The 23361-nt window shown below is 43.4% G+C and carries 23 protein-coding genes and 1 pseudogene; 21 read left to right on the forward strand and 3 right to left on the reverse strand.

Annotated elements, in window-relative coordinates; genetic code table 11:
* Positions 1-308 precede the first annotated feature (308 nt).
* The 4 genes from CSV80_RS15575 (at position 309) to CSV80_RS15590 (ending at position 6115) form a co-directional block, all read left to right on the forward strand.
* A complete protein-coding gene (locus tag CSV80_RS15575) occupies positions 309-1862 on the forward strand; it encodes a fatty acid--CoA ligase family protein (protein ID WP_099671531.1) in 1554 nt (517 codons plus the stop codon).
* A gap of 123 nt (positions 1863-1985) precedes the next feature.
* Positions 1986-3956, forward strand: a complete 1971-nt coding sequence (locus CSV80_RS15580) for a S9 family peptidase (RefSeq protein ID WP_099671532.1) — start codon at positions 1986-1988, stop codon at positions 3954-3956.
* 103 nt (positions 3957-4059) lie between these two features.
* The gene (gene aspA, locus CSV80_RS15585; protein WP_099671533.1) at positions 4060-5505 is read left to right on the forward strand and encodes an aspartate ammonia-lyase; all 1446 of its coding nucleotides are present in this window, start codon (positions 4060-4062) and stop codon (positions 5503-5505) included.
* A 319-nt stretch (positions 5506-5824) separates the two neighbouring features.
* Positions 5825-6115 (forward strand): late competence development ComFB family protein, encoded by a 291-nt coding sequence (locus CSV80_RS15590; RefSeq protein WP_099671534.1) that lies wholly within the window; start codon positions 5825-5827, stop codon positions 6113-6115.
* 863 nt (positions 6116-6978) lie between these two features.
* Here CSV80_RS15590 and CSV80_RS15595 read toward each other — a convergent pair.
* A complete protein-coding gene (locus CSV80_RS15595) occupies positions 6979-7755 on the reverse strand; it encodes an enoyl-CoA hydratase-related protein (RefSeq protein ID WP_099671535.1) in 777 nt (258 codons plus the stop codon).
* 596 nt (positions 7756-8351) lie between these two features.
* Between CSV80_RS15595 and CSV80_RS15600 the strand changes: the two genes are divergently transcribed.
* From CSV80_RS15600 to CSV80_RS15660, 13 genes are all read left to right on the forward strand, one after another.
* The gene (locus CSV80_RS15600; RefSeq protein ID WP_099671536.1) at positions 8352-9200 is read left to right on the forward strand and encodes a DegV family protein; all 849 of its coding nucleotides are present in this window, start codon (positions 8352-8354) and stop codon (positions 9198-9200) included.
* Between the two features lie 14 nt (positions 9201-9214).
* The gene (locus tag CSV80_RS15605; protein ID WP_199083998.1) at positions 9215-10585 is read left to right on the forward strand and encodes an ATP-dependent helicase ComFA; all 1371 of its coding nucleotides are present in this window, start codon (positions 9215-9217) and stop codon (positions 10583-10585) included.
* Positions 10582-11196 (forward strand): ComF family protein, encoded by a 615-nt coding sequence (locus CSV80_RS15610; RefSeq protein ID WP_099671537.1) that lies wholly within the window; start codon positions 10582-10584, stop codon positions 11194-11196. Before CSV80_RS15605 ends, CSV80_RS15610 begins: the two co-directional genes overlap by 4 nt.
* A gap of 5 nt (positions 11197-11201) precedes the next feature.
* A complete protein-coding gene (locus tag CSV80_RS15615; protein WP_099671538.1) occupies positions 11202-11618 on the forward strand; it encodes a TIGR03826 family flagellar region protein in 417 nt (138 codons plus the stop codon).
* Between the two features lie 127 nt (positions 11619-11745).
* Positions 11746-12012 carry a flagellar biosynthesis anti-sigma factor FlgM gene (flgM, locus tag CSV80_RS15620; protein ID WP_099671539.1) on the forward strand — a complete coding sequence of 89 codons (267 nt, stop codon included), beginning with the start codon at positions 11746-11748 and terminating at the stop codon, positions 12010-12012.
* Between the two features lie 17 nt (positions 12013-12029).
* Positions 12030-12536, forward strand: a complete 507-nt coding sequence (locus tag CSV80_RS15625; RefSeq protein WP_099671540.1) for a flagellar protein FlgN — start codon at positions 12030-12032, stop codon at positions 12534-12536.
* 12 nt (positions 12537-12548) lie between these two features.
* Entirely contained in the window at positions 12549-14111 is a 1563-nt protein-coding gene (gene flgK, locus CSV80_RS15630; RefSeq protein WP_099671541.1) for a flagellar hook-associated protein FlgK, read from the forward strand.
* A gap of 16 nt (positions 14112-14127) precedes the next feature.
* Positions 14128-15003, forward strand: coding sequence for a flagellar hook-associated protein FlgL (flgL, locus tag CSV80_RS15635; RefSeq protein ID WP_099671542.1), 876 nt, complete (start codon positions 14128-14130; stop codon positions 15001-15003).
* 67 nt (positions 15004-15070) lie between these two features.
* Complete coding sequence (locus CSV80_RS15640; protein WP_099671543.1) at positions 15071-15625, forward strand: DUF6470 family protein; 555 nt, start codon at positions 15071-15073, stop codon at positions 15623-15625.
* A 79-nt stretch (positions 15626-15704) separates the two neighbouring features.
* Positions 15705-16136 (forward strand): flagellar assembly protein FliW, encoded by a 432-nt coding sequence (gene fliW / locus CSV80_RS15645; RefSeq protein WP_099671544.1) that lies wholly within the window; start codon positions 15705-15707, stop codon positions 16134-16136.
* A gap of 1 nt (position 16137) precedes the next feature.
* Positions 16138-16359 carry a carbon storage regulator CsrA gene (gene csrA, locus CSV80_RS15650; RefSeq protein ID WP_099671545.1) on the forward strand — a complete coding sequence of 74 codons (222 nt, stop codon included), beginning with the start codon at positions 16138-16140 and terminating at the stop codon, positions 16357-16359.
* A gap of 262 nt (positions 16360-16621) precedes the next feature.
* On the forward strand, positions 16622-17914 hold the full coding sequence (locus CSV80_RS18125) for a flagellin N-terminal helical domain-containing protein (protein ID WP_099671862.1): 1293 nt from the start codon (positions 16622-16624) through the stop codon (positions 17912-17914).
* Positions 17915-18246: 332 nt separating this feature from the next.
* Positions 18247-18372 (forward strand): flagellin, encoded by a 126-nt coding sequence (locus CSV80_RS15660; protein WP_304442308.1) that lies wholly within the window; start codon positions 18247-18249, stop codon positions 18370-18372.
* Positions 18373-18793: 421 nt separating this feature from the next.
* On the opposite strand, the gene CSV80_RS15665 is transcribed toward CSV80_RS15660, so the two are convergent.
* A complete protein-coding gene (locus tag CSV80_RS15665; protein ID WP_099671547.1) occupies positions 18794-20707 on the reverse strand; it encodes a hypothetical protein in 1914 nt (637 codons plus the stop codon).
* 116 nt (positions 20708-20823) lie between these two features.
* Here CSV80_RS15665 and CSV80_RS15670 point away from each other — a divergent pair, with 116 nt between their 5' ends.
* The 4 genes from CSV80_RS15670 (at position 20824) to CSV80_RS15685 (ending at position 22882) form a co-directional block, all read left to right on the forward strand.
* Complete coding sequence (locus CSV80_RS15670; protein ID WP_099671548.1) at positions 20824-21030, forward strand: DUF5320 domain-containing protein; 207 nt, start codon at positions 20824-20826, stop codon at positions 21028-21030.
* Positions 21031-21250: 220 nt separating this feature from the next.
* Positions 21251-21922, forward strand: coding sequence for a hypothetical protein (locus CSV80_RS15675; RefSeq protein WP_099671549.1), 672 nt, complete (start codon positions 21251-21253; stop codon positions 21920-21922).
* A gap of 2 nt (positions 21923-21924) precedes the next feature.
* Positions 21925-22500 (forward strand): hypothetical protein, encoded by a 576-nt coding sequence (locus tag CSV80_RS15680; protein WP_099671550.1) that lies wholly within the window; start codon positions 21925-21927, stop codon positions 22498-22500.
* Entirely contained in the window at positions 22478-22882 is a 405-nt protein-coding gene (locus CSV80_RS15685) for a hypothetical protein (protein WP_099671551.1), read from the forward strand. The genes CSV80_RS15680 and CSV80_RS15685 overlap by 23 nt, the downstream gene beginning before the upstream one ends.
* A 122-nt stretch (positions 22883-23004) precedes the next feature.
* On the opposite strand, the pseudogene CSV80_RS15690 reads toward CSV80_RS15685, so the two are convergent.
* Positions 23005-23251: pseudogene (locus tag CSV80_RS15690) on the reverse strand (IS5/IS1182 family transposase); the annotation flags it as partial.
* Positions 23252-23361: the final 110 nt, after the last annotated feature.

Genomic DNA, 23361 nt, shown 5'->3' on the forward strand with positions numbered 1-23361 from the left:
TCAAGCATGTCAAAATGATGGTTGATAGACATAAAAAGAACTCCTTTCAAAAATGATGGTATGTATCTTTACCATCTTTTTGAAAGAAGTACACCTATTTCTTAAGTTGACAGCTATGGGCTCAAGCCACGCCCTCCGGAAAGCGTCCCCAGCTGGAGCTTCAATCCCCACCCACTTACCCCGTCCAGACTCACCTAATAAAGTAAAATAACAAAATTCCCAGTAAACTCTTGCCAATTAATTGTTTTGTCAGTATAATGAACAAAATACTGAATGGTTATTCATTCACTTGTTAGGGAGATGAAAGCATGAATTTAGTTTCTAGTGTTCAGCAAACCGCACAGAGCAAGCCAAGTAAAATCGCCTATCACTTCATGGGGAAAGACACGACGTACGCAGAGTTTGACATGTCCGTATCCATGTTCGCCAACGCACTACAAAACCTAGGGGTCAATAAAGGAGACAAAGTGGCATTCTTACTCGGCAACACGCCGCACTACTTGATCTCACTCTATGCCACTATGCGGATCGGAGCGACAGCTGTGCCGATCAATCCGCTTTATACACCTGACGAAATTTCATACATTCTAGAAAACAGTGATGCCAAAGCCGTTATTGCGATCGATCCATTACTGCCACTGGTAGAAGTAGCAAGCCAGTCATTCCCGACGATTGAGAACTATGTCATCTGTGAAATGAGTCCAGATGCAGGACAGAAATTAGCTGCGCTAAACGATGCGGTGAAGGAAAAAGTGCATTCATTTAGCATGCTCATTAAGAAATCTAAACCGATGACGGAAGCGGTTGAAGTTGACGAGAATGAAAGCGCTATCATTCTTTATACATCTGGAACGACTGGACACCCGAAAGGTGCGATGTTAACACATAAGAATATCTACTCGAATGCGCGTGACGTAGGGGACTATTTAGGCTTCTCCGAGAATGATAGAATCGTAGCCACATTGCCTTTATTCCATGTATTCGCATTAACGGTTGTAGCGAATGCACCACTCGTTAAAGGCGCTACTATTTTACTTGAACCACGCTTTAGCCCGGGCGAGATATTCCAAATGATTCGCGAGCAGAAGGCGACAGTATTTGCGGGCGTTCCTACTATGTATAACTTCCTTTATCAGTATCCAGAAGGTAAAACAGAAGACTTCGACTCCATCAGACTAGCGATTTCAGGTGGATCTTCACTGCCTGTCTCCTTGCTTCATAACTTCGAAGAGAAATTTAATGTGCGTGTTTCGGAAGGTTACGGCTTATCTGAAGCCTCACCGGTTACGTGTTTCAACCCGTTAGATCGCGAGCGTGTACCTGGATCGATCGGCACGAATATCATGAATGTCGAAAATAAAGTGGTTGATGAAATGGGCGAAGAAGTTCCTGACAATCAAGTCGGTGAATTAATTGTACGCGGACCGAACGTCATGAAAGGGTATTATAAAATGCCTGAAGAAACTGCAGCTGCACTTCGTGACGGTTGGCTCTACACAGGCGACTTGGCGCGACGAGATGAAAACGGTTACTTTTATATCGTAGACCGCAAGAAAGATATGATCATCGTCGGCGGATTTAACGTCTATCCTCGTGAAGTCGAGGAAGTGCTGTTTAGCCACCGCGATATTGTGGAAGCCGCAGTCGTTGGCGTACCAGACACGAACTTCGGTGAAGAAGTACAAGCCTATGTTGTGTTGAAGGAAGGTTCGAATGCTACGGAACAATCGCTGCATGAATTTTGTGCGAAGCGTCTCGCGAAGTATAAAGTACCGAAAACGATTGAGTTCCTTGATGAGTTGCCGAAAAATACGACAGGTAAGATTTTAAGACGTTCATTGAAAGATCAAGTTAAGAGTTAAAGATCATAGGAACGAGTGATGGGGAATGATAGCCCGTCACTCGTTTTTTTACGCATGTATTGCCAAAGCAAGTGCGGTCTTGTTATGGTTTAGAGAGAAAAGTAAGAAAATAGGAGGGGTTAGATGAATAAACGATGTGTAACGATGGACGATCTATTTGAAACGAAGTCGGTAACGAATCCGGTGTTGGCACCTAACGATCAAGAAGCGGTATGTACGGTGACGGAATTAAATAAAGAGGATAATGCGTATCATTCAGCCATCCATCATATCGACTTACAGACGGGTGAGGTAACGCGGTGGACATATGGCAAGCAACGAGTCGGAGCAACAAAATGGTCTCCAGACGGCAAGCAAGTAGCGTTTTTATCGAATCGTAGCGGAACGGATCAACTATATATGATGCGAAAAGCAGGCGGGGAAGCACGTGCTCTAACGGACTGTAAAGAGGGGATCGATTCATTCGAATGGTCGCCATGCGGCAAGAAAATCTGGTTTACGGGCAAGCTTAAAACAGGCGAAACATTTTCTACTACGGTACAAAAGCAAAAGGGATTTCCCCAACCGATCCGTGTGACGAAAATGAAATACAAAGAAGATTTCATTGGAGTCTTACCGCAAGACGAATTCACACAAGTCGGCTATGTCGATGTGGCCACGTGCACTGTTTGTAATTTCACAAAGGAACCATTTAATCATTCATTAGAAGCGGTTTCGCATGACGGCAAGCAATTGGTCATCGGCGTCAACCGCAACGAGCAGACGGATCATGACTTCAGTGTTCCGTTAATACTAGTGGATATTGAAACGAAAAAAGAAACAGTGATCCTTGATGAACAAGGCTTTTTCGGCAATGTCGCTTTCTCTAAAGACGACCGCTATATCGCGTATACAGGGTATGACATGACGTTCCAAAACGTTACGCAGGCAGATGTCTTCGTCTATGACCAAACGAATGGTCAGACGATGAATCTAACAGCGGGGATTGACGCACCGATCGGAGACGAAAGCATTTCTGATCACTTGCAACAAACGATTGCGCCAGGTGTAGTTTGGACGGAAGACGAGCAGCTGTATTTCCAACTATCCAGTATGGGGGAAGTACGATTATATGCGGCTACACTTGACGGTGCAATCTATCCTGCGACTGGTGAAGAAGAACATGTTTATGGTTATGACGTTGCGAAAGACGCTGAATTCGCATTGCTCACCGTAAGCACGATGACGAATCCGGGAGAACTGTATCGCCAAACGATTGCGACGGGGGAACGGATAAAATTGACTTCATTCAACGAAGGCTGGTTGAAGAAAGTCGAGTTAGTTGAACCGGAAACGATTTATTTTACGAATGGCAATGAAAATATCCAAGGGTGGCTCATGAAGCCAGCGAAATTTACAGAAGGTAAAACGTATCCGCTCATTGTGGAAATTCATGGCGGACCGCATGCGATGTACGGCTATACGTATTTTCACGAGATGCAAGTGCTAGCGGCGCAAGGCTACGGTGTTCTCTATCTCAATCCACGTGGTAGTCACGGTTATAGTCAAGCGTTTGTTGACGCGGTGCGCGGTGATTACGGTGGCGGTGGATATGAAGACATTATGGCTGGGCTGGATGAAGTATTGAAAACCGAAAGCTGGATCGATGAAACGCGCCTTGGTGTAACGGGTGGTAGCTATGGTGGCTTCATGACAAACTGGATTGTGGGGCATACGAATCGTTTCAAAGCAGCCGTCACACAACGTTCCATCAGCAACTGGGTCAGCTTCTTCGGAGTATCCAATATCGGCTATTACTTCACCGACTGGCATTTGAAAGCTGGAATGACAGACGTCGATACGTTATGGAAGCAGTCTCCATTAAAATATGCAGAGAATGTCGAGACACCTCTATTGATTCTTCATGCAGAACGAGACTTCGTTTGTCCGATTGAGCAAGCGGAACAACTCTTTATTACATTAAAAGATTTAGGCAAAGAGACAGAATTTGTGCGCTTCCCCGAATCCGATCATAATATGTCAAGAACAGGGAAACCAAACCTGCGAATTGCGAGATTAGAAGAGATTACCGGGTGGTTTACACGTTATCTATAAGGTAAGATGAAATTGTATGCCCGAACGGCTATACATGGACCGTATTGTGTGTATAATGGGATACGAATTAAACTTATAAAAACTACTTGAGAAGAGGTTCTGCATGATGGAAGAACAATTACTGTACAGAATAGAGTCGGATTTTATCGGAGAGAAGAAGGTGCCACAAGACGCGTATTACGGTATACAAACATTACGCGCAGCAGAAAACTTCCCCATCACGGGCTACCGCGTCAACCGCGACTTAATTCGTGCGATTGCAATCGTCAAAAAATCTGCAGCACAAGCTAACCGCGACATTGGTCAATTGGACGCTACTCTTGCAGAAGCGATTATTACGGCATCTGAAGAAGTCATCAATGGCGCATTGCGCGACCAGTTCCTCGTCGACCCAATCCAAGGGGGAGCAGGAACGTCAGTAAATATGAACGCAAACGAAGTCATCGCCAACCGTGCACTGGAGATTCTCGGTTACAAAAAAGGCGAATACGATATTATTAGCCCGAACACGCATGTCAACATGGCGCAGTCGACAAATGACGCGTTCCCGACTGCAATTCATATCGCAACATTAATGAAAGTAGATAAATTACTCGGTGTTATGGAATCACTTCATAAAACCTACTTGAAAAAGTCTATCGAGTTCCAATCGGTCTTGAAAATGGGCCGTACACACTTACAAGACGCGGTTCCAATTCGTCTTGGACAAGAATTTGAAGCGTACGCAATGGTACTACGCCGCGACATCGAACGCGTTCGTGTATCACGTGTGTACTTGTATGAAATCAATATGGGCGCAACAGCGGTTGGAACCGGCTTAAACGCGGATCCACTATATATTAAAAAAGTAGCGAGCTATCTGTCAGAAAACAGTGGTTTCGAATTAAAGTCTTCTACGCATTTAGTAGACGCAACACAAAACACAGACTCGTACGTTCAAGTATCTGCAGCACTACGCGGCACGATGCTGAACCAGTCTAAAATTTGTAATGACTTGCGCTTGATGGCATCTGGTCCACGTACAGGTCTATCGGAAATTGCATTACCTGCAAGACAGCCAGGATCTTCTATTATGCCAGGAAAAGTGAACCCGGTAATGGCAGAAGTCATGAACCAAGTATCGTTCCAAGTAGTCGGTAACGATATGACGATCGCATTGGCATCCGAAGCGGGACAGTTCGAATTAAACGTGATGGAGCCAGTGCTTGTATTCAACTTGCTGCAGTCATTGAAAATCATGACGAACGTCTTCGGCGCATTCCGCGATTATTGTTTAGATGGAATCACTGCAAACGTCGAACACTTGAATGAATATGTGGAGAAGAGTATTGGGATCATCACGGCAATCAATCCGCACGTCGGCTATGAAGTGGCGTCAGAGATCGCGAAAGAAGCGTTGTTAACGAACAAGTCGATTCGTGAGATTTGTATCGAGAAAGATATTTTGTCGAAAGAAGAGTTGGATACGATTTTGCATCCGTTCGAGATGACGAAGCCTGGTATTTCGGGTAAAGAGTTGTTGAAGAAGAAGATTATTCTTTCTAAGTAAGGTTTTACTTTGCAGAGGCTTGACTGGGGCTAGTGGTTTGGGGAATGGGGCTCCAGACGGGACGCTTTCCGGTGGGCGTGGCTTGAGCCGCTTCCTTCGCTTCGCTACGTCCAGGGTCTCAAGGCGCACGCTGATCCACTCGGAGTCGCCCGTCTTCCGCCCCATTCCCTAGGTGCATAGTGGAGGAGACATTAAGAATACACTGGCATACTAGGTGAAAGTTTTACTGAAGTCATAGAGCAACATATTGAACGATCACGATCCAAGTTATTTATATCTCCAATCTCTATCTACTCTGAGTAAGAAGGAGTATCTGACTATGAAAGTGCATAATATTATGGAGGTCGTGGTACGCGACGTGATTTCCAAATATAAGAATGAGTTGCATTTGCCGTGTACATGCGAGCGTTGCCTCAATGATGTACTGGCGATGACGTTGAATCATGTTGCACCTCAATATGTCGTTGATGAAGCAAACAGTGCGTATATCCGTGCTGTCCATGAAGCGGATCGTCAAGGGGCTACTGCGGTTTTGACGAAAGTTGCGTGGGCTGCGGGAGTTGTTGGGCAAAATCCGCGATGTGACAATATGAAAAATCCTTCCGAGTGATTCGGAAGGGTTTTTTCTTTTGGAAACTCACGCTATTGGAGGATTTCATTGCTTATAGGGAGGGTAGTTGTCGGGCCGCGCTCATAGTTGGCCGAGATCGGCTCTATCCAGGTCGGTTACTGCTCTATCTAGCGTGTTATCCGCTCATACTTAAACTTGAGCGCTCTATCCAACCGTTTAACCGCTCAATAAGGACGTTCATCCGCTCTATCGACCATGCTGTGAAGCTTAGCACGAATTCATTGCTTATAGAAAGGGCAGTGGCCGGTCCGCGCTCGTAGTTGGCCGTGATCCGCTCTATCCAGCTTGGTTACCGCTCTATCTAGCGTTTTATCCGCTCATACTTTACCGTGAGCGCTCTATCCAACCATTTAACCGCTCAATGAGGACGTTCATCCGCTCTATCGACCATGCTATGAAGCTTAGCACGAATTCATTGCTTATAGAAAGGGCAGTGGCCGGTCCGCGCTCATAGTTGGCCGAGATCCGCTCTATCCAGCTAGGCAAGCGCTCTATCAATCGTGTTAACCGCTCATACTTTACCGTGAGCGCTCTATCCAACCGTTTAACCGCTCAATGAAGACGATTATCCGCTCTATCGACCACGCCGTGAAGCTTAGGACGAATTCAGTGCTTATAGAGAGGGTGGTTGTCGGGCCGCGCTCATAGTTGGGCAAGATCCGCTCTATCCAGCTCGGTTACCGCTCTATCAAATGTGTTATCCGCTCATACTTTCCCGTGAGCGCTCTATCTATCCATTTAACCGCTCAATAAAGACGTCCAACCGCTCTACCCAGCCGATCGAACGCCCAATTCACCACGCTATGAAGCTCAATCCATCACACTTTTCCCCCGAAAAACACTTACTTCCCCTTAAACACAGGCTTCCGCTTCTCCGAAAAGGCAATCAATGCCTCCACACGATCTTCCGTGGGCAACGTCATCTCATATGCCTTACGCTCAATTGCTAGCCCTGTCTGCAAATCCGCCATCATCCCTTGCTTGATCGCAAATTTCGCCTGCTGAATCGCGATTGGTCCGTTAGCGAGCAATGAATCGACAAACGCATTCACGACTTCATCCAATGAATCCACAGGCGCTTTCTGCGTCACCATGCCAATCCGCAACGCTTCTTCGGCCGACACGCGTCGAGCTGTCAAAATCAACTCCATCGCTTTTGATTCACCAATTAACCGAGGCAACCGCTGCGTTCCGCCAGCCCCCGGAATAATCGCCAGTCCCGTCTCTGTCAGTCCCATCACTGCACTATCCGCCGCAATCCGGAAATCACAAGCTAGCGCGAGTTCCATACCGCCACCAAACGCAAAGCCATTAATGACTGCAATCGTAGGCTGTGGCAGCTGGTCAATCATCGTAAATACGTCGCCAATCTTATTCAAATTCCTTCGCACCATCGATTCAGTCAACGTCTTCCGCTCTTTCAAATCAGCACCTACACTAAAAGCCCTGTCGCCACTGCCTGTAAATACGACAGCCCGCACATCGGGATCGATTCGAATTCCTTCAACAACTTGCCCAAGCTCGAGCAACAGTTGAAAGTTAAACGCATTCATCGACTCCGGTCGATTTAACGTCACATACGCTACCGCGTCCCGCTGTTCATAGATAATTTCCTGCATAATCAAACGCCTCCTTGAAGTGTTCAGTCTAGATACAAGATAGCATGAAAGAGTTACTTCGTCAGTTTTAGAGAGTTGAAGGGGAAGGGCATCGTTACGCTGCGTTCCAGGCGGACGCGTTTGAAGTGACCCGCGGTGAGCCCGCTAGTCGCTGCGCGCCTTCAGCGGTCTCACCTGTCGGGGTGATCCTCCCAGAGTCGACCATCTTCCACCCCCATCCCTTACCGATTGCTGATACTTACCTTTTGTTGAGTTTCATTGTGGCAGTAGGGAGTAAGACATTGCAGTTCATACTTAATCCCTTGATATTTGAACTTGAACTAGAAGTTAATCCCAATTTCAATGAAAAACAGTATGTGCCACCCCACTAAAGGTAGGATTGGAGCGTAAGAGGGGGCGACTCCGGGAGGATCAGCGTGCGCCTTGAGACCCTGGACGTAGCGAAGCGAAGGAAGCGGCTCAAGCCACGCCCTCCGGAAAGCGTCCCCTCTGGAGCGCAAATCCCCCACGTACCGCAATTCATCCTCACCAATTCCCCCTTCACAGATGCCAACTCCGCCAATTTCAGGTAGAATAAGTAACAGGAGTTGATCATATTGAAAATAGCGATTGTGACAGACACGACGGCGTATTTGCCGGATGACATAAAAGCAGGACTCGGGATCCATACCATCCCGTTACTCGTAACAATTGACGGCAAAGAATTCAAAGAAGACGCCGACATCACAACCGAAGCATTCTACGACATGGTACGCGGTAAAGGCCCGCTACCGAAAACATCACAACCCGCGATCGGTGACTTCGAAGCGCTATTTAGCGAACTCGCGAAAGACTACGACGCGGTCATTACGATCCACTTATCGAGCGGTATCAGTGGAACGTATATGGGCGCAATACAAGCCGCCGAGCTCGTGCCGGAACTAGAAGTCCTGCCGTTTGATTCTGAAATTTCAGCCTATCCCCAAGGCTTTTACGCGATTCGTGCAGCACAGCTTGCGAATGAAGGCGTACATCCGCGTGCGATCATTGAAGAATTGAAAGAAATGCAGAAAGACGTTAAAGCTTATTTCATGGTGGACGACTTATCGCATCTACAACGTGGCGGTCGTTTATCCGGAGCACAGGCGCTAGTTGGCGGACTGTTGCAAGTGAAGCCCGTCTTGCATTTCGTAGACAAAGTCATTGTCCCATTTGAAAAAATTCGTACATCACGAAAAGCAATGAAGCGAATTTCAGATTTATTGTCGGAAGATGCCAAGAATCAATTGCTCGACGCAGCAGTGATCCATGCGAATCGCTATGACGACGCAGTAGAATGGAAGAAACAATTAGAAGAAAAACATCCGAACGTCGATTTCACGATTAGCCACTTTGGCCCGGTCATCGGCACGCATCTTGGTGAAGGGGCCATGGGACTCGGTTGGGTGAAACGACGCGGAACCTGAACAGGGGGAACTGCATGTCCGAACGACACCAACTCAAGCAATTTTTGGCAGGGCGCATGTGGTTGCGTCATCTTTTGCCATTCTCGGAAGAAACCGTTGACGAAGCAATCCGTCAAGGCAAGATCCATATAGAACAAGGCGTTACGACAAAAAAGACGTGGCACGGAACGCACTATGCTTGTCAGCGTTGCCATAATGAAAATCCAACACGCTTCACTGTATTTACGTGTGCGCAATGTGAAGCACCGTGCGCTTATTGTAGAAACTGTCTCAACATGGGGCGCGTGTCATGCTGTTCAGAATTGCTTACGTGGACAGGCACGCCACCGACTTTCCCAACGAACCACCGCATGAACTGGCAAGGGAATTTGACGCCTTCTCAGCAGAAAGCGACGCGTGAATTGCTTGATAGTACGAAACAAAACGTATCTCATTTACTCTATGCAGTGTGTGGATCGGGCAAGACGGAAATGCTGTTTCAGCCGATTCATTACGTATTGAATGAAGGCAAGCGGGTGTGTCTCGCAGCACCTCGAGTGGACGTTATTTTGGAACTATTGCCGCGGTTAACGACTGCCTTTCCTGATACTAGAGTAGAAGCGTTATATGGTGGGGCGGAGGTAGAGCACTTTGACGCGCAGCTAATCCTTGCGACGACTCATCAGCTCTATCGTTTTCACGAGGCGTTCGACGTGATTTTCGTTGATGAAGCCGATGCGTTTCCGTATACTGCGGACGAAACGTTACAGCGAGCAGTCAGAAAAGCCGCAAAACCTAACGCACCCATCCATTTCGTCACTGCGACACCTTCTAGTCAGTTGCTTGCGATGAATAAAAAGCAAGGCAAAATATCCATTCTAGCGAGACGTTATCACGGTCAGCCACTACCTGTACCACGCAACGAAGCGCTGTGGAATTACGAGAAACAGCTGAAAAAGAAACGAATTCCGGCGAAATTGTTGCGCTGGACAACTGAACGTCTCGACAAACAGCAACCGTTTCTCATTTTCTTTCATCAGATCGAACTAATGGAACTGGCCGAACCGTTATTTCAGAAACTGGATGAACGAATTTGTGCTGTCCATGCGGAACATGAGGATCGCAAAGAACGAGTGCAGTTACTAAGACAGAAAGAAATTCCTGGCTTGCTGACGACGACGATTCTGGAGCGGGGGATTACGATACCGAACGTGCAAGTGGCGGTTGTGGGAGCGGAGCAAACGATTTTCAATAAAGGTGCACTCATCCAAATCGGTGGACGAGTGGGACGCTCTATACCGAACACGTCGGGTGACTTCGTATTGTTTCACCAAGGCATCACAAATGCAATGGACGAAGCGAAACGGGAAATCCGGAAGCTAAATCGTACGGAGGTGCCGCAATGACGTGTTTACTATGCGATCAATCTTTACACTATCAGCCGACTTGGCAACACTTCCTTGGTATTCAAAAAGACGCTTTTGCTTGTCCAATTTGTTTTGAGAAGTTCGAGCGCATCGATCAAATTATAGAAGACGATGTACTCGATTCTGTTCATTCGCTTTATGCATATAATGAAGCAGGGAGAGAGTACTTGCATCAGTTTAAGTTCATGCAAGACGTTGCGCTTGCGCAAATTTTCGCGCCTTCATTACGTAGCGTACTGAACGAATCCCAAAAGATTGTCGTACCGATTCCGATGCATCCAATCAATAAAAGGAAACGAACCTTTTCTCAAGTGGATGCGTTGTTAGAAGCAGCGAAGATTCCGTATCAGTCGCTACTTGAAAAAACGACGGAATCGGTCATGGGAGAAAAATCTCGTAGCGAACGTCTCGCGATGACTGAACTATTCCACGTAACTGCCGATATACAACGTAATGAAGCAGTGTATGTACTCGTTGACGATATTTATACAACTGGCACGACATTGCGTCACGCAGCAGAGGCGTTGAAACAGCGCGGCGTACAACGGGTGGAAGCTGTGACGTTGTTCAGACCTATTAGAGAGAAGTGATCAAAATGGCGGAAGTAAGAAATTGTCCGACATGTGGCGGTATGTTTAATTACACGGGCCTTCGGGATGTGTGTGGAACGTGTGCGCAAGCAGAAGAGCAAATGTATGAAACGGTCTATCGCTTTTTACGCAAACGGGAAAACCGTGCAGCGAATATCGATCGAATCGTGGAAGTGACAGGTGTGACAAAGGAATTACTGTATCGCTGGGTGCGTAAAGGAAGACTGCAACCGGCATTGTTCCCGAATCTTGGCTATCCATGTGATAAATGTGGCGCATTAACATCGACAGGTAAGCTCTGTGCCAAATGTACGGAAGAGATTCAATCCGATTTACGGACATTTGACGCGGCGCAAGAGCTCCGTGAGGCCGTAAAGGCACAAGATCGAGGCACATACTACACGCAAAAAGACAGTAAATGAGTAAATACGAAACGAGCAGTTCGTACTGCTCGTTTTTTCGTACAAAAGCCTCTAAAAACTTCATGAAATCTGCCGAAGTAAAGAGAAGGACCCAAATCTACGATAAGAATTGAAAGGAGCGAGACGTATGAAAATAGATGGATTTAAAACACAAGCCGTCAACCCGTACCGCAATCAGCAAATGAAAGTGGACCAGGCGAAGCAAGCCGCACAAGTGAAAACAGATAAGCTCGAGATTTCTTCAGAAGCGAAAAAATTATCCGCCGCTTCACCGATTGAATCCGCAAGACAAACGCGTGTACAGGAATTGAAAGCGCAAGTGCAATCTGGAGAATATCAAGTAGATGCGAGCAAACTCGCTTCCAGTATGCTGTCGTATTTCAATAAGCCATAAGGAAAGTAGGGTTACACATGTCCATTGAACCAATTTTGACAACGCTCAATCACCTAGAAAAACTGCATACGAGCTTGCTTCGTCTGTCCAACGACAAGACTGCACTGCTAAAAAGCGGTGACGTCGACGGGATTGACCAGCTGTTGAAGGAGGAGCAAGCTCACCTAGCAGCTATTGTACAAATGGACCAGAAGCGCCTGCAGGAAGTGAAGCAGTATATGGCCGCACAAGGACGTGCAGTGCCTGCTGAACCGACGATGACGCAATTGATCGAAGTAGCGAACGAACCGGACAAAGAACAGTTAGCAGAGGCGAAGGACCGTCTCCTGCATGCGATTCATGAGTTGAAACAACAGAACGAACTCAATCAGCAACTGACCTATCAATCTCTTCAATTTGTGAATCTATCGCTGGACATGGTCCGTCCGCGTCCGGAAACCGTCAACTATTCGAAAAACGAAGTACAAGGGCAGTCACAAAGCAGAGCCAAAACCAAGCTCTCTTCATTCGACTCCCAAGCATAAGGAGGACATCACATGCGCTCGACATTCATGGGACTAGAAACTAGCAAACGCGGATTGTACACACAGCAATCCGCTCTTTATACGACAGGGCATAACGTAGGGAACGCGAATACACCCGGCTACTCACGCCAGCGCGTGAACATGCAAGCGACTTCTGGATTTCCTGGAGTAGGACTGAACGCGGGAACGACTCCTGGCTTTCTTGGGACAGGGGTAGAAGCGGGAAGTATTCAGCGGATTCGGGATACGTTTGTCGATCATCAGTTTCGAAATGAATCAACGAAGCTTGGGTATTGGGAGTCTCAGACAAAAGCGATTACTCAAATGGAGGATGCAATAGGCGAGCCTTCTGAATTTGGCTTACAGCAAACACTGACAGACTTCTGGCAATCATTGCAGACGCTTGCGACGAGCCCCGAAAACGGTGGAGCACGTGCAGTTGTCGTAGAACGTGGCGTGGCGGTAGCTGATTCGTTTAAATATATCTCCAAATCCATTTCCGAAATAAAAACTAACTTAGGAGACGAAATAAATGTCTCCGCAATCAATATCAACTCGATATTTGGCCAAATTACTGAACTAAATAAACAAATTGCAGAGGTTGAACCGAATGGTTATTTGCCAAACGACCTCTATGATGCACGTGATGGTTTGCTAGATCAATTATCCGGCTACTTGCCGATTGAAGTCAGCTACGATAAAACTGGCGGACGTGCACTGGCAATAGCTGAAGGTACCGTTACAATTAAAATCAAGACAAACGGTGATTCAATAACCGTTTTACAGAAAGATAAATTCTCGGAAATATCGATAGATGGAAAAGACTTAGCAACCGGCGAACTCCCGGCTGCCATCACAGGCTTTACATTCAGCGGTGCACCTGCTGGAGACGCAAAGCTTTCAGTGACAGAAATGAAGAAAACTGGTGAGTTAAAATCACTCGTAGATTCGTATGGTTATAGTGATGCACCAGGCGAAGAAGTAAAAGGTCTTTATCCTGACATGCTCGCGAAATTGGACAAGATGGCGAATGCTTTTGCTACGGAATTTAATAAAATTCACAAAGAGGGTACAGATCTAGAGGGGAACACAGGTGAAGATTTCTTCGTAGTGATCAATGGCGGAAGTATTTCTGCAAGCAACATCAAAGTAAACGAGAGTATAGTTAAAGAACCGAATAAATTGGCGGCATCCACTTCCAAGCAGGTAGGCGATCCAGGCACTAATCCCGAAGTAGGAAATGGACAAAATGCCAAAAATCTAAGTAATGCGCTGTTCAACAAACTCAGTGGACCTGACGGGCTAGGTGGTTCAAGCGTCCAAGGATTCTTCGCTCAAATCATCGGGGAACTGGGAGTCTCTGGACAACAAGCAATCAAAATGACCGAAAGCTCAGGAACCCTTCTGCTTGCCGTTTCCAATCGTCGGGACTCGATCAGCTCGGTCTCACTAGACGAAGAAATGACCGACATGATCCGTTTCCAACAAGCATATAACGCATCTGCCCGCATGATCACCGTAATGGATGAAGCGTTAGATAAAATCATCAACGGCATGGGTACAGTCGGCAGATAATTTAGGAGGAATCTTCATGCGTGTAACACAATCTATGCTATCTCAAAATATGCTGCGGAACTTATCAAGCAGTTATAACAATATGGGAAAATTACAAGAACAACTAAATACAGGAAAAAGAGTCACTCGCCCATCTGATGATCCTGTTGTCGTTATGAAAAGCCTCGGCTACGGTATGCAGGTCAACAGGGTAGAGCAATATCAGAAAAACTTAGGCGAAGTAAATAACTGGCTGGATAGTTCAGATGACGCGTTGGACGGAGTAGGACAAGTCCTTCATCGTGCGAGAGAACTAGCTGCAAATGCTGCGAATACAGGTACGATGACAGAAAATGATCGAGCGATGATCAAAGTCGAATTAGAACAATTGCAAAATCAACTGCATGACTTAGCGAATACGAAAGTCGGCGACAAACATATATTTAGTGGGAAGATGACCGATCAACCGTTATTCGATAAAACAACGGGTAATTATGAATCGGGTGCATCTTTTAAAGAGAGTGTATCAATTGAAGTATTTGATGGAGTAGACTTACGTGTAAGTACGAATGTGTCGGATATGTTTAACAATATTAATCAATTGTTCACGGATATAAAAAATGATACGGACGACAAGTATGATTTTAGTTCCGCGCTAGAAAAAATTGATGGGTTGCTGGATGATGTGCTTATAAAACGTGCGGATATTGGTGCGCGTTCCAACCGTGCAGAGCTTATGGATAATCGTCTTCAAATGCAAGAAGGTGCCGCGAAAAAGCAACGTTCCGAAAATGAAGATATTGATTATGAAAAAACGATTACGGATTTGATTACTTCAGAGTCAATCCACCGGGCCACATTATCTGTAGGGGCGCGTATTATCCAGCCTTCTTTAACGGATTTCTTGCGGTAAAAAGTAGTGCGGACACGATGATGGTGTCCGCTATTTTTATATAGGAAAGCAAAGGAAGGTGATAGATATGAATATCCCTCAGCTGCAAGTCCAGACAACATCAGCCAGGTTGGGATTACAAATAAATAAACCCATACAAGAAATTCAGCAACCGAAAGCTACCCTGACTATCGAACAACCCGCAGCCATTATTGAAATGTCCACTACACCGTCGGAACTTACGATCGATACGACAGAGAATCGAGCGGCTCTAGACTTAATGAGCATGTTTAGACGGGGAGATGAAGTCGCTCAGTACAGTCAGCAAAAAGTGCAAGAAGGCATTGCACGCAGAGCTCAGGAAGGGCAACAGCTCGTGAAAATTGAAAATGGCGGTAACCCCTTAGCTGATATTATTAAACAAAACACTGATCGACCAGTAGCTGAGCTAGGTATCCGCTTTGTGGGGAATTCATTGCAATTAAAAAGAAGCTTTACACCAGGCCATGTGAGTATAAACGTGACACCGCAGAAGCCCATAATAGATGCGCAGATCAACAAACCAATCCATCACTATACGCCAGGGACTGTAACAGCCAACCTGGAGCAACATCCATCTATCGAAATCGATTGGAAAGTATAACAAAGAATGAACGTAAAGTATCTTCGTGGTAAATAACGTAATAGTGAACAAGACATTAAGAAGAGGAGCAACATACAACATGAGAATTGAAACTAAATTTCATGCAACGATCGAAATAGATCCAGCAGAAAAGTGGTATTTTCCAAAGGGAATCCCAGGCTTTGAAAACGAAACGAATTTCGTATTGCTGCCGATTGAAGGCAGTGATTCATTACAAGTATTGCAATCAACGAATCAGCATGAAGTGGCATTCATTGTAGCTAACCCCTATACACTAGTAACCGATTATACATTTGAACTAGATCACGCGACGATTGACTTGCTTGAAATTAGTCAACCAGAAGAGATCATGGTGCTTGGCATCCTATCCATGAAACAGCCTGATCACCAGTCGACGATCAACTTGCAGGCGCCCTTAATCTTTCACGTTCAAAACAAAAAGGCCAAACAAATGATTCTGAACGACCCACGTTTCACAGTCAGACACCCACTTGACAAAGGAGGGAACTAACATGCTCGTCTTGTCACGTAAAGTAAACGAAGTCATTCAAATTGCAGACAATATAGAAATTCGGATACTAGAGGTCAAAGGCGATACCGTTCGAATTGGAATTGACGCACCAAAATCTATTGAAATTCTTAGAGGAGAGTTAGTTCAGTCGATTACAGAAACGAATAAAGAGGCGCTCACTATTGATATGGAACTGTTCTCGCAGTTGATGAAAAAAGAATAGTCTTTGATTAGTAAAGTATCGCTATAGAAGCTCTATGGCGGTGCTTTTTTATGTGGGATTCTGTTTAGACAAACTTATGACATATGTACGCTGATTTCTTCTATAGATTATAAAATACTTTAAAAATATACTAAACACTTAATCAGCCCGTCCGATATTACTAGTGTAAGCGGGAGAAAGAGTTCGGCCGGCTCTGTACACCGCCACAAAATTCAGGGTCACAAGGAAGTGTACCCTACACACACTCAAGGAGGAAATTAAAATGAGAATTAATCATAACATTGCGGCGTTGAATACACATCGTCAGTTGAATACTGCATCAACAAATCAATCAAAATCTATGGAGAAATTGGCTTCAGGTCTTCGTATTAATGGTGCAGCTGATGATGCAGCAGGGTTAGCAATTTCGGAGAAAATGCGTGGGCAAATTCGTGGTTTAGACATGGCTTCTAAGAACGCGCAGGATGCAACATCATTGATTCAAACGGCAGAAGGAGCTTTGAATGAAACACATGATATCCTTCAACGTATGCGTGAATTAAGTGTTAAATCTGCCAACGATACTAACACTGCGGATGATAGAGCAGAAATTCAAAAAGAAGTTAACCAATTAAAAGAAGAAATTGACAGAATATCTACGCAAACCGAATTTAATACTAAGAAACTTTTAAATGGTGACTCCGGTGCTAAAGTTAACTTTTCTAGTAATGCAAATGTAACTTCTGCACAAGCTTCAGAACAAACTGTAGCAGGAACATATACTGTTGAAGTAACTACTGCGGCAGAACAAGCTACAGCTACAGCATCAGGCACTTTTGCTGATTCTGATTTAACAGAAGCAAGTGGCAGTAAAACGGTTGAAATCAACGGTCATTCAATTTCATTTGATTTTGATAATGCAGATGCAGCAGCTACAGCCTCTAATTTTAAAAATGCAGTAAATAACGCTAATATTGGAATCACTGTTACTGGAGATGGTACTACTTCAGCATTAGAATTAAAGACTACTGAATATGGCGCTGATACATCTATTACTATTAAGGCTAATGCAGTTACCGCTGAAATGAATTTAACTTCTGATGCATCAACTGATACGACGGATGCAGGAGTTGATGTTGCAGGTGAAATCGATGGAGTGGCTGCTAGTGGTAAGGGGTTAACATTAACTGGTTCTGGTGATACTGCGGGGTTAAAAGTTAATTTGACTACTACAGCTGCAACAAATGCTGCTGCGGCAGGTTCTGTTGATATCGTGCAAAACGCTTTAACAGCGCATATAGGTGCTAATAAAGGCCAGACTATGTCAATAAATATTAACAGTATGACAACAAGCGATTTAGGTGTTAATAGCTTAGATGTAAAAAGTCAATCTGGTTCAGAAAGTGCAATTGAAACTATTGACAAGGCAATTCAAAGTGTATCTTCAGAAAGGTCAAAATTAGGTGCGTACCAAAACCGTTTAGACCACACAATTAATAACTTAAACACATCTTCTGAAAACCTAACTGCTGCGGAATCTCGTATCCGTGACGTAGATTATGCTTTAGCTGCTTAGACAGTGACAAGCACAGTCGTCCTAGCTGGTAACGGCTAGAGATAATTATCGGGTGAATTGCTGGAAACCCCTAAAACTCACTTCCCTACAACGTAGCTGGAAACGGCAAGCGTGAATGGTCGAAAAGAAGAGAGATTGGGCAATCAGCAGCCAAGCTCCTGTCTCGAAAGAGTGGAGAAGGTTCAACGACTAGGATAGACCATCTAAGGCGAGAGCTATGGTGATGAAATCCGTAGGTGAAACAATGTACATCAGCATTGTGAATCCGAAGTGCCCGACCCCTACTAGGAAATTAGAGGGTGAAGATATAGTCTAGTCATTTATGAAAGTAAATGTTTCGCACGATGGCGAAAGAAATGATGGAACAAACAAAGAACTCAATTCTTTCTCAAGCAGCACAAGCAATGTTGGCTCAATCGAATCAGCTGCCTCAAGGCGTGTTACAACTCCTTCGGTAATTTGATTGCATGGGCGTCTATACCAGTAATGGTATAGATGATCACTGGGTGAATTGCTGGAACCTCCTGAGAGCTCTTCTGCCACAGCGGAACTGGAAACGGTAAACGTAACGGCTTGAAAAATGAAGAGATTGGACAATCAGCAGCGAAGCCCCTGTCGGGAAACCGTGGGGAACGTTCAACGACTAGGATATACCGTCTAAGGCAAAATGCTATGACGATGAAATCCGTAGGGCGCCAATCGGCGTTCGAAGTGCCCAGCCCCTCCAAGATAACTGGAGGGTGAAGATATAGTCTGGACCTATTTAGAAATAATAGGACTTTCCGCAAGCGAATCAGCAACCGCAGGGCGTACTACAACTACTACGTTAATAGTACCTCTGAACTATGAAAAGAGACTTCTTTTAAGAAGTCTCTTTTTCTATAACAATTTTTGTGCACGCAGTTCACTAACTTTATAAACGACTGACCAGTAGCTTCGGCCTAGTGCGTCTGCTATTTGCTGATCGGTATTTCCAGATTGTTTCATAGATTTAAGAGTCTTTATTTCATTTGGCGTGTAAGCACGCATTCGTTTTCTAGAACTGGTTATTAATTGATAGTCAGGATATTCGCAATGCCATCTTTGTTTCTCGATATAGAAACGATAATGCCAGTTAGTTTTATAACTCATTGAAGGACATGTAACAGCAACATGTTCTATGTCATGAAGGAACAATAACGTATCGGTGGTCCGGCTGGTTCGTAGATAATAGCCATTACCATCAGGTAGTTTAGTAAGGAAAAACTTAGCATCAGTTAACTCTTTGATCTGTCCTTTTAATAATGTCAATTCGTCAAAAGTAAAGCTTTGTAAATAAAGAGCTATATGGGGAGTAATATAAATCTTTTTGTAATTATGGTTTACCCGCGTGGTTAACAATAAAGATCCGTCGTCCATATATATAGTTGCCAAGCCATGCAAGTCATTCAAATTAAAGATCTGGTTTTTGGGTAATAATTTAACTCTTGATTTACCTTGAGCTTTATCGCTATAAAAGTTTGCTTCTAGATTGCTCCACAGATCATCGACTCGTGAACTAATAACATTACCTTTTTGAGTGAAAGAAAGATATGGCTCTAGCTTCATGACTTTCCAAGCCCGGTAGTCTTTTTGTTTAATAGAAAAGTGTTCACTATATGTGCTTCTAATCCCTTTAGATTTTGTAGGCATATGTGTCAGCATACCGTCTCCAATAATAGAACCAATCATAATATTTTGCTGTGTAGTCGAAAGGTCATCTAACGTTTGCAGCGGTCGCGGAGAAAAGCAGTTCTGTTGATGAAAGCACTCCTGCACAATCTCACCTAAAGTTAAGCCTGTTGATGCTCGGACAGAACAAATAATGTCTCGATTTTCTTCAGTAAGGTTCACTTGATAGCGTTTGGATTCATTGTTCTCTTGCCTGGCGTAGTTAAATTTTTGAAAGTTCTCTGTTGTTACTTTAATAGAGGAAGCATATTGCTGAATCATTTGATTAATTTCTTCAGTAGGAGAGGGAATAGATATCTGCTTGGAAAGCCGTATAGTGGTCCGCTTCGCAACGGGTTTGCGAACTTCTACATTCTTAATTTTATAGGAGAATACAGGATGAATCCAAGGCGCAACCATACCTAGAAAATATTTGATTTGCAGTTGGTCATATAGAATAAGTCTTCGTTGACCGTCTATCGCAAACAGGAAATTGAATTTGATATTTATTACATATTGAAGTAACCGAAGCTCGTCCTCGGTCCATTGCTCGGTGGAGAGAATCAGTTTCTCCAGCGTGCCGTTTTCTTTTACTTTCAAGTGACCGCATTCCTGGTACCACCACGCAAGTGTCTGAGCGGTCATATACTGTTCAACAAACTCCAGAGGTATGCCCTTGGAGGCGTTCTGATACCAAGCGGAGTATAATGCTTCAGCAGTAGCACAAGGAGTAGATTCAATCACCACGCGCTCTGTAAAGCTGAATTTACTCCGTGTATCCTTAGTTTGTTCCTTCTTAATAAGAAAGTCTGGTACATAGGATTGTAACTGTTGATAGCAGGAGTGAGCCCATTCACTGTGTTTTGTATTAAAAGTGAATCGGAAATATTTGTGGTTAGTTACAGAAGACATAATACGTCCGCTACCAAGCTGCAATGCGCAGAGCAGACTGTTTAATTTTTCATTAGAAGAAGGCAGTGAATTTATCTTCAGGTCGCTGTTCTTACAATTGGCAGTGTATTGTTCCTTTGCCGCTTTACCATCTTCCAGTAAAAAGCCGTAAGATCGTGAATTCGTAGAGTATATCAATTTTCCGATCGTCATAGTGAGCCCTCCTATAAGATAAGAATGTGTGTTCTTATTGTATAATGTTGGAGGAAAAATTGCTAATTCTAATTAGAAAGTAGAACTGGTATGAAAGTGTAAAGGAGGTACAGTAAATGAAGGATAACTTAGAAGAAATCGAGCGGTTGAAAGAACAACTGGAGCAAGTTAAACAGCAAGATCGGATATTGGAAGAGATAGAGAAGCGTTTGTTTAAGATGAAAGAGATTGCGGAGTATGCTTCGAAGTATCGGATTGATAGGGAAGAAACGCGGGAGTTGGAGAAGCATAAGGTTGCTATTCAGTCGTCGCGGAAATATTAAGACACTTGAAAGTCTTAAACATACATTATAAAAAATAGTGCGCTACTATTTTTATATGTGGACTCTTATCTGATAAATTATAAAATGTCCATATATGGGAGACTTTTTATTCCGCTAAATATAAGTGGAAACTTATAGGTAATTGGAAGGATTCTATTTCTTCCTTCCGAATATGATATACTATTAAGTATCAGCATATTACTAATTAAGGGGTATATATATGACTAATGAGAAATTGCTTCAACTACAATTCGCGCTATTCTTTACAACTAATGAAAACAGACCTGATAAATTAATTACTAAAGTCGATAATGCATTCGGAGAGCTATTTGATCAGATGCCAAACATGATAAATTTGCCTTCGGACGCTCCCTTAGAACTCCCTCGAATTACTATGCAGAGTTCCGATGGAATATACGCGTGTAACATTGGGATAAATCGTATTGATTTCATTGGTCATTATATTGATTCAGGATCTTCTGTTACAGTAAATGTCCAAGATTTTATCAAAAAAGTATACTTACTTTCGAGCGAGATATTTGCAGATAGAGAAATCATCAGATTCGGCTTGGTAGGACAGTATTTTATTGAGAGTGCTAGCGCCGTTGAAAAAATAACAACAAAATATTTAAATATAGACATTGAAAATCTAGAAGAAATAAATATTAGGTTTAATAAGAATTTTATAAATGGTGGTCTAACTATGAATGATGTAGTGGAAATCAGTAAAGGATCAGTTACAATTGCTAACATATCTCAAAAAGACGGAATTCTTATACAAAGAGATATTAACAACAAACCCACAAAGGTATTAGAATTTAATGAAATGAAATCAATAATTGAAAGTAACGAAAGTAAGTTATTGCTTTCCGGTATTCGGGAGTTGATTTAGTAATGAACGAATCAAATATTAAGTATTCGAGTTCGTCGATAATAAAAGGAAGTTTTGAATCTTCAAATATAACAGCGAAAAAAACACATGCAAATAGTTCAACGACTGAACCAGTATCCAATAATTTGATCCACTTTCCGAAAAAGCAACTAGGTAATGAGAGTGATAACTTTGTAAATAACAGAATACAAATACAAAAGGCGAGTAATACTGTTGTAAGTGAATTTGAAAATTACTATGAAGATTTGAATGGTTATCTTAAAAAGGCTATTGATATTACAGAAAGAATAAATTTGAATGCTACTTATAAACCGTATGTTGGAACATCTTTGAAGGAAGATATTAAGTTAAAGGAGGCTGAGGAAAGAGTGCTTAAAATCCAAGCGAAATTCAGTGCCTATAGGTATTATTCATTGATTTGGACTCTTAGCGCTTTTTTATGTGGAGTATTTGTTGTTTTAGGGATAACGGGAGCTTTAGCAACTTTTTCATCAACTACTGGTATTTTAGCGACAATTGTTGGATCGATAGGTGCTTTTATTGATTGGAAGGATCGTGAAAAAAAATATGAGTGCTGATAGCATTTTATTCTCACAAGTCCCTGAACCTAGTTCAACACCCTCTACAAGTACAAAAAAAGATTCGAAAAATGCTTTTATGAACTTTGGTAAGCATTTAATAAAAAATTCTAATTTGACAAAGGGTCAATCGTTTTATCTTATATGCACTGTAATTTACTTGAGCTTTATTTTAATTATGACTGCATCACCTACGATAATTGGAGTTGTTGTGGCAATTAAAGGGGATTCCTTGGAGAACATAAAACCTGTGATTCCTATAAAGGACTTATTAATAGGTCTTTATACTTGGTTTTGTTTAGGTGTATTATATTTTATTGCCTATGCAGTGCCAGAACTTAGGGATAGATGGAAAATTAAAAAAGGTGAAAAAGACTTATAAACTAAATTGTAATATTAGGTTAAGTGAGTCAATTTAAAAATTATCCTTTTTCAAAATACATGCAAAGGCAGAATTTGAGTAGGGTGCCTCAAAAAGCAAGAATCATGCTATTTGGGGCTGAGTTAATATAGCGCTAATTTATTCAGCCGCAAGCTAGACGCATTATACAGGAGAACTAACTAAATCAAAATGTACTTTAGCGCGTTTACCTGTGCGATAACGTACGTTGTTAAGCTGGAAAAACACTTTCAAATAGGTATTGTTATGTTCGACAGCAGTTCGGTGGTTAAATAGCTTTTTCCACGCCTTTGAGCCGCGGGTGGGTGCCGTATATTTTCCTGAACCAGTAGTAATTTTAATTTTGTATACTATTTTTATTTTTTGACGCCTTTAACCCCTTGGGAGACAAGGGCTTGGAATTATGAAATTCATTCACATTAGTACAATTTTAAAAAGCGTCAACCATTTTTAATGGATTG

This window comes from Sporosarcina sp. P12(2017) (assembly GCF_002743035.1).
Lineage (GTDB): Bacteria > Bacillota > Bacilli > Bacillales_A > Planococcaceae > Sporosarcina > Sporosarcina ureae.

Coding starts and splice junctions, on each gene's coding strand:
- CSV80_RS15575 (WP_099671531.1), top strand. CDS start 309: ATGAATTTAGTTTCTAGTGTTCAGCAAACCGCACAGAGCAAGCCAAGT.
- CSV80_RS15580 (WP_099671532.1), top strand. CDS start 1,986: ATGAATAAACGATGTGTAACGATGGACGATCTATTTGAAACGAAGTCG.
- aspA (WP_099671533.1), top strand. CDS start 4,060: ATGATGGAAGAACAATTACTGTACAGAATAGAGTCGGATTTTATCGGA.
- CSV80_RS15590 (WP_099671534.1), top strand. CDS start 5,825: ATGAAAGTGCATAATATTATGGAGGTCGTGGTACGCGACGTGATTTCC.
- CSV80_RS15595 (WP_099671535.1), bottom strand. CDS start 7,755: ATGCAGGAAATTATCTATGAACAGCGGGACGCGGTAGCGTATGTGACG.
- CSV80_RS15605 (WP_199083998.1), top strand. CDS start 9,215: ATGTCCGAACGACACCAACTCAAGCAATTTTTGGCAGGGCGCATGTGG.
- CSV80_RS15610 (WP_099671537.1), top strand. CDS start 10,582: ATGACGTGTTTACTATGCGATCAATCTTTACACTATCAGCCGACTTGG.
- CSV80_RS15615 (WP_099671538.1), top strand. CDS start 11,202: ATGGCGGAAGTAAGAAATTGTCCGACATGTGGCGGTATGTTTAATTAC.
- flgM (WP_099671539.1), top strand. CDS start 11,746: ATGAAAATAGATGGATTTAAAACACAAGCCGTCAACCCGTACCGCAAT.
- CSV80_RS15625 (WP_099671540.1), top strand. CDS start 12,030: ATGTCCATTGAACCAATTTTGACAACGCTCAATCACCTAGAAAAACTG.
- flgK (WP_099671541.1), top strand. CDS start 12,549: ATGCGCTCGACATTCATGGGACTAGAAACTAGCAAACGCGGATTGTAC.
- flgL (WP_099671542.1), top strand. CDS start 14,128: ATGCGTGTAACACAATCTATGCTATCTCAAAATATGCTGCGGAACTTA.
- CSV80_RS15640 (WP_099671543.1), top strand. CDS start 15,071: ATGAATATCCCTCAGCTGCAAGTCCAGACAACATCAGCCAGGTTGGGA.
- fliW (WP_099671544.1), top strand. CDS start 15,705: ATGAGAATTGAAACTAAATTTCATGCAACGATCGAAATAGATCCAGCA.
- csrA (WP_099671545.1), top strand. CDS start 16,138: ATGCTCGTCTTGTCACGTAAAGTAAACGAAGTCATTCAAATTGCAGAC.
- CSV80_RS18125 (WP_099671862.1), top strand. CDS start 16,622: ATGAGAATTAATCATAACATTGCGGCGTTGAATACACATCGTCAGTTG.
- CSV80_RS15660 (WP_304442308.1), top strand. CDS start 18,247: ATGTTTCGCACGATGGCGAAAGAAATGATGGAACAAACAAAGAACTCA.
- CSV80_RS15665 (WP_099671547.1), bottom strand. CDS start 20,707: ATGACGATCGGAAAATTGATATACTCTACGAATTCACGATCTTACGGC.
- CSV80_RS15670 (WP_099671548.1), top strand. CDS start 20,824: ATGAAGGATAACTTAGAAGAAATCGAGCGGTTGAAAGAACAACTGGAG.
- CSV80_RS15675 (WP_099671549.1), top strand. CDS start 21,251: ATGACTAATGAGAAATTGCTTCAACTACAATTCGCGCTATTCTTTACA.
- CSV80_RS15680 (WP_099671550.1), top strand. CDS start 21,925: ATGAACGAATCAAATATTAAGTATTCGAGTTCGTCGATAATAAAAGGA.